Here is a 5,685-nt window from a genome sequence, read left to right as displayed (position 1 = left end):
GTCCGACTCCATCGTCGACCATGTCCGCACAAAAGAAACACCGTCATCCCCGCGAAGGCGGGGATCCAGGTAGGCCTCCACAGGAATGATCGATGACCGTTCGCGACCACGCCCCTGTCAGCCACCCGACGCCCCCGTCACCCCGGCCGGCGCCCACCATGTCGCCGTCCTTCACGCGGCGGCAAACCTGGATCCCCGCCTACGCGGGGATGACGGGAGAGGGGGCGGAGAGCGGGGCGGGGCCGTCATGCTGTCCATGACCGCCGCGGCAGGCAGCCCGACGGCCGGGACCAGCCTGCCGCCTGCCGCCGGCCTCCCCGAAAAGATGTGCGGCCGGCCATGACCATCACCCGCCGTCATCTCATCGCCGGGCTGGTCTCGGCACCGTTTCTACCTGCGGTAGCTCGGGCGGCGGCGCGTGCGGTCGATCGGCCGCGGCGGATCGTGGCGCTCGACTGGTCGTCGGCCGAGACGTTGATCATGCTCGGCCGGCCGCCGGTGGGGATCGTGCGGGTGCCCGATTATCGGGCCTGGGTGGTGGAGCCGCCCCTGCCCGACGGTATCGCCGATGTCGGTATGCGGCTGGAGCCCAATCTGGAGGTCGTCCAGGCGCTCGCGCCCGATCTGATCCTGATCGCCCCCGGCCTCGAAGCCGTGCGGGCGCGGCTGGAGAGCATCGCCCCCACACTGCGCCTGCAGGTTTTCACCCCCGGCAAGCCGGCCTTTCCGGCGGCCATCGCCGAAACCCGCCGCCTGGGGCAGCTGCTCGGGCTGGAAGATCCCACCCGGGCGGCCCTGGACGCGGCCGAGGCGCGTATGACCCGGGCCCGCGCGCAGCTCGGCCGCTATGACGGCCGGCCGCTCTATGTCGTCAACGTGCTCGACGACCGCCATGTCCGCGTGCTGGGCCGGACCGGTCTCTGGCAGGCGGCCCTCGACCGGCTGGGCCTTGTGAATGCCTGGACCGGCGACAGCGGCCCCTGGGGCATGGCCACCGTCGGCCTGGAACGCCTGACCGAAAACCCCGAGGCCCGGCTGGTCCATGTCGCCCCCGGCCCGGCAGGTTTCGAAACCCGCCTCAGAACCAGTCCGCTCTGGCGCCATCTCGACATGATCCGGGCGGGCAGGGTGGTGGGTCTGCCGGCGGTTTTTCCGTTCGGTGCTGTGCCTTGCACCCTGCGCTTCGCGGAATGTCTCAGCCAGGCACTGGCCGAGGAGGCAAGCTCATGAGCCTCGCCCTCGACATGCCCCGCCGCCGTTTCCACCCGGGCCTTCTGGTCCTGCTGTTGGCCTTGCCGGCCCTGGCGCTGGCCCTGCTGCGGCTCGACCTCACCCTGGGCTCCGGCGCCTGGTGGCCGGCGATCCTCGGCCCCGATACCGAGACCGGCGGCGCCGTCGATATGGCACAACTTCTGGTCCATTATTCGATGCTTCCGCGTGTAGCGGTGTCGCTGCTCGCAGGGGCGGCGCTGGGCCTTGCCGGTGCCGTGTTCCAGCAGGTGCTGCGCAACCCGATCGCCTCCCCCATGACCTTGGGCGTCGCGGCCGGGGCCCGGCTGGCATTGACGCTCGCCACGCTCTGGGCGCCGGCGCTGGTGGCCGTCGACGCAGGAGGCGGCGCCGCCTGGGGTGGCCGCGAACTGGTCGCGGTCGCCGGCGGCGGCCTCGCCACGCTGGCGGTTTTCGGCCTGGCCGTCCGCCGCGGCCTGTCGCCGGTGTCGCTGATCCTGGCCGGCATGATCGTCAGCCTGTATTGCGGCGCGCTGGGGGCGGCGCTGACCCTGCTGTACGAACCCTATCTGACGGCGCTGTTCATCTGGGGCGGTGGTTCGCTGGTTCAGCAGGACTGGCAGACGACCCTCTGGCTGCTGCCGCGTCTGGCGGTCTGCGCGGTGCTCATCGCCGCCATGATCCGCCCGCTCACCCTGTTCGAGCTGGATGACGAGGGGGCCGCCGCCCTTGGCCTGTCGCTCGGCCGGGTGCGCTTCCTGGCCCTGCTGCTGGCCGTGGCGCTTGCCGGTTTCGTGGTTGCGGCCGTGGGCGTCATCGGCTTCGTCGGCCTCGCCTCGCCGGCGCTTGCCCGGCTGGCCGGCGCCCGCCGCGTGCGCGACCGGCTGCTCTGGGCGCCGCTGATCGGGGCGGCGCTGCTCTGTCTCACCGATCAGCTGGTCTGGTTTCTGGGCGAACAGCTGCCGACCGGCGCCGTCACCGCTTTGCTCGGCGCGCCCTTGCTGCTCTGGATGCTGCCGCGGCTGGCGCTCGGCGGCCGTCCCGAAACCCCGCCGATGGCGGCAGAACCCGGCCGTGCCCCGGGCTTTCTGCCGGCCGCGATCATCGGCCTCTGCATTCTGGCCCTGCTGGTCGTGGTGGCGCTCGCCCTCGGCCGCGCGCCCTCGGGCACGGTCACGGGGCAGTCCGTCTGGCTCTGGAGCGATCCGCTGACCTCCGACATGCTGCGCTGGCGCTGGCCGCGTGTGCTGGCCGCCGTCACCGCCGGGGCGGCCATGGCCGCGGCCGGCTGCCTGATGCAGCGCTTCACCGGCAATGCCATGGCCAGTCCCGAAGTGCTCGGCATTTCGGGCGGGGCCGCCATCGCCACTGTGCTCGCCGGCTTCCTGCTGCCGGTGGTCGACCGGCCGGCGCAGATCCTGGCCAGTGCCGCCGGTGCCGTGCTCACGCTGCTGTTCATCATCCGCCTGGCCCGCCGTTCGGGCTTCGGGCCCGAACGCGTGCTGCTCGCCGGCGTCGCCATGGGGGCGCTGTTCGATGCGGTGGTCGTCGCCATGCTGGCGACCGGCGATCCCCGCGCCACCCAGCTGCTGGCCTGGATGGTGGGCTCCACCTATGTCGTCGGCCCGGCCGATGCCGTTGCCACCGTCTTCGTCGTCGCGGCCCTGCTCGCGCTCGCGCCGCTCGCCGCGCGCTGGCTCGACATTCTGCCGCTCGGCACCGCCACCGCCCGGGCGCTGGGCGTACCGCTCGGGGCCGCCCGGCTGGTGGTGCTGCTGATCGCGGCCGCACTCTCGGCCGCGGCCACGCTGGTGATCGGCCCGTTGAGTTTCGTGGGGCTGATCGCCCCGCATATCGCCCGTCTCGCCGGTTTCCGCCGGGTCCTGCCCCAGCTTGCCGCCGCCGTGATCATCGGCGCGGCGATCCTGGTCGGGGCCGACTGGCTGGGCCGGACCCTGTTGTTCCCGCGCCAGATGCCGGCCGGCCTGCTCGCCGCCCTGGTCGGCGGTCCGTATTTCATGTGGCTGTTGTGGCGCCGCGCCTGACCGGCGCCACAGCCCCAGACCGCGGGCCAAACCCCGAAAGGACCTGTCCCGGATGTTTGCCGAACTGCTGCGGATCCTGAAGCCGTTCTGGCCGCTCGCCCTGGTGTCCACCCTGATGGGCACGGCCAGCGGCTTCGCCACCACCGCGCTGCTCGCCACCATCAATGATGCGCTTCACACCGATGGCGGCGCCACCACCGCGCTCCTGCTGATCTTCGCCGGCCTCGCCGTCCTCACTTTGGTGGGCGAGACGGTGTCGGATATCGGCAACAGCCTGGTCGGCCAGCGGGTGGTCGCCCGGCTGCGCCATGATCTCTGCGCCCGCATCCTGACCGCACCGGTGGCTGAACTCGAACGCTATCGCCTGCATCGCCTGACCGCCGTCCTCAACCAGGACGTCGACACCATCACCCAGTTCACCTTCAACTTCTCGGGCTTTGCGATCTCGATCGCCATCGCGCTCGGCTGTTTCGCCTATCTGGCGGTGCTCTCGCCGCTGATGTTCCTGATTGCGCTGGTGGCGATCATCCTCGGCACCGCCGGCCACACCTATGCCCGCCGCAACGGCTTTCTGGGCTTCGCCGCGGCGCGCGAGGCCGAAGACGAGTTGCAAAAGCAGTATCGCGCCATCACCGAAGGCGCCAAGGAACTGCGCATCAACCGCCGCCGCCGGGCGGAGATGTACAATGTCCAGCTCGACCGCACCATTTCGTCGATCCGCGATCTGCGCATGCGGGCGGTCAGGATCTTCTGCACCGCCAATGCCTTCGGCTCGGCGCTGTTCTTCGTGGTCATCGGGCTGATGCTCGCCATTCAGTCGATGTCGCCTTCGGCCGATCAGAAGGTGATCAGCGGTTTCGTCCTGGTCCTGCTTTACGTCAAGGGGCCGATCGAGGGCATCGTCGCCATGCTGCCGCTGCTGGGCCGCGCCCAGGTCTCGCTGCGCCGCATCGCCGATCTGCGCGCCCGCTTCTCGGAAGCGGAGCCGCATCTGCCGCTCACCGACCGTGCCACCGCTCTGGAACCGCTGGAGCGGCTGGACCTTGCCGGCGCCCGCTTCGCCTTCCCGGCGCCCGAAGGCGGCACCGCCTTTGAACTCGGCCCCATCGATCTCACCATCCGCCGCGGCGAGATCGTGTTCATCACCGGCGAAAATGGCGGCGGCAAGACCACGCTGATCAAGCTGTTGCTGGGCCTGTACGAACCGGTGGCGGGGGAGGTGCGTTATAACGGCCGGCCGCTGACGCCCGAGCTGCGCGACGATTACCGCCAGATGTTCTCGACCATCTTCACCGACTACTATCTCTTCGACGATCTGAACCTGCCCGACGGCGTGCTGCCCGATGAGGCGCGGCGCTATCTGGACGAGCTGGAGATCGCCCACAAGGTCTCGGTCAAGGACGGGCGGTTCACCACCACCGATCTGTCCACCGGTCAGCGCAAGCGCCTGGCCCTGGTTCATGCCTGGCTGGAGGGCCGGCCGGTGCTGGTCTTCGACGAATGGGCGGCCGATCAGGACCCGGAATTCCGCCGGATCTTCTATACCGAGCTGCTGCCGGCGCTGAAGGCCCAGGGCCGCACGATCATCGCCATCTCCCATGACGACCGCTATTTCCACATCGCCGACCGCCATATCCGCATGCAGGGCGGCCGGGTGATCGCGGCCGACGGGCCGGACCAGGATGCACCGCAGGCAGAGCCGCGACCGGCTCGGGCCGGCTGATCTCCCGCCTTAAAAAAAAGAAGTAGGGCAGGGGGTTCCGTGAACGCCCTGCCCCGATATCTGAACTCGAAAGACCGGTGCCGTCACTGCCCCGGCAGGATGACCGGCTGATGCATGCCCGGCGGCTGGGCGTCCTGAATGCCGTTATCGGTCGTCCAGGCCCGGCCGCCGCCGGCCACCTGCTCCAGCGCCTCGTCGCTCAACTCGTCCTCGGCCGGCAGCACGATGTGGATATGGGCGGGCGTATCTTCCAGCACCGAAATCGTCAGCCCGGCCGGGATCTCCATTCCGAACAGCGCCGTCAGCGCGGCATGCGGGTCTGCCTTCAGCCGGGTGCGGAAGCCGGCATCCTCTTGCGCCCGGGCAATGATCTGCCTGAGGGCGTCGTCACGATCGATCACGCATGATCTCCTTGGGTGGGTGGGGGTAGGCGGGGTCGTGGGGGGCAGGCAGGGGCGGGCGTCAGTCGCCGCGCCCGAAACCGCGCGATTTGATGCCCGAGCTCGTGTGCTGGCTCGGGCTGTCGCCGCTGACCCAAGACGCGAAATTGCCGCCGGCCACCGTCTCCAGTGCCTCGTCGCTCAACGCGTCGTCGGCGGGCAGCACGATATGCAGATGGGTCGGCGTGTCTTCCAGCACCGACACCGTCATCGCCGACGGGATCTCGATCCCCAGCAGCGCCGCCAG

Annotated in this window: 5 protein-coding genes; 3 read left to right on the top strand and 2 right to left on the bottom strand. The window is 70.1% G+C overall.

Features of this window, described 5'->3' with window-relative positions:
• Nucleotides 1-339 precede the first annotated feature (339 nt).
• The 3 genes from CMO28_RS06445 to CMO28_RS06435 are packed head-to-tail and all read left to right on the top strand — an operon-like array spanning nt 340 to nt 4,998.
• Nucleotides 340-1,230: an ABC transporter substrate-binding protein gene (locus tag CMO28_RS06445; RefSeq protein ID WP_296711318.1), complete on the top strand. Its 891-nt coding sequence runs from the start codon at nt 340-342 to the stop codon at nt 1,228-1,230.
• Complete coding sequence (fhuB, locus tag CMO28_RS06440) at nt 1,227-3,275, top strand: Fe(3+)-hydroxamate ABC transporter permease FhuB (protein WP_296711315.1); 2,049 nt, start codon at nt 1,227-1,229, stop codon at nt 3,273-3,275. The genes CMO28_RS06445 and fhuB overlap by 4 nt, the downstream gene beginning before the upstream one ends.
• Before the next feature lie 52 nt (nt 3,276-3,327).
• On the top strand, nt 3,328-4,998 hold the full coding sequence (locus CMO28_RS06435) for a cyclic peptide export ABC transporter (protein ID WP_296711313.1): 1,671 nt from the start codon (nt 3,328-3,330) through the stop codon (nt 4,996-4,998).
• 83 nt (nt 4,999-5,081) lie between these two features.
• Here CMO28_RS06435 and CMO28_RS06430 read toward each other — a convergent pair whose 3' ends face one another.
• Nucleotides 5,082-5,399 (bottom strand): NHLP leader peptide family RiPP precursor, encoded by a 318-nt coding sequence (locus tag CMO28_RS06430; protein ID WP_296711310.1) that lies wholly within the window; start codon nt 5,397-5,399, stop codon nt 5,082-5,084.
• Nucleotides 5,400-5,460: 61 nt separating this feature from the next.
• The coding region (locus CMO28_RS06425) for a nitrile hydratase (RefSeq protein ID WP_296711308.1) at nt 5,461-5,685 on the bottom strand (225 nt) is incomplete at its 5' end.

Source organism: Tistrella sp. (assembly GCF_002684955.1).
Taxonomy (GTDB): domain Bacteria; phylum Pseudomonadota; class Alphaproteobacteria; order Tistrellales; family Tistrellaceae; genus Tistrella; species Tistrella mobilis.
This window is presented reverse-complemented; position numbering and strand designations above follow the sequence as displayed.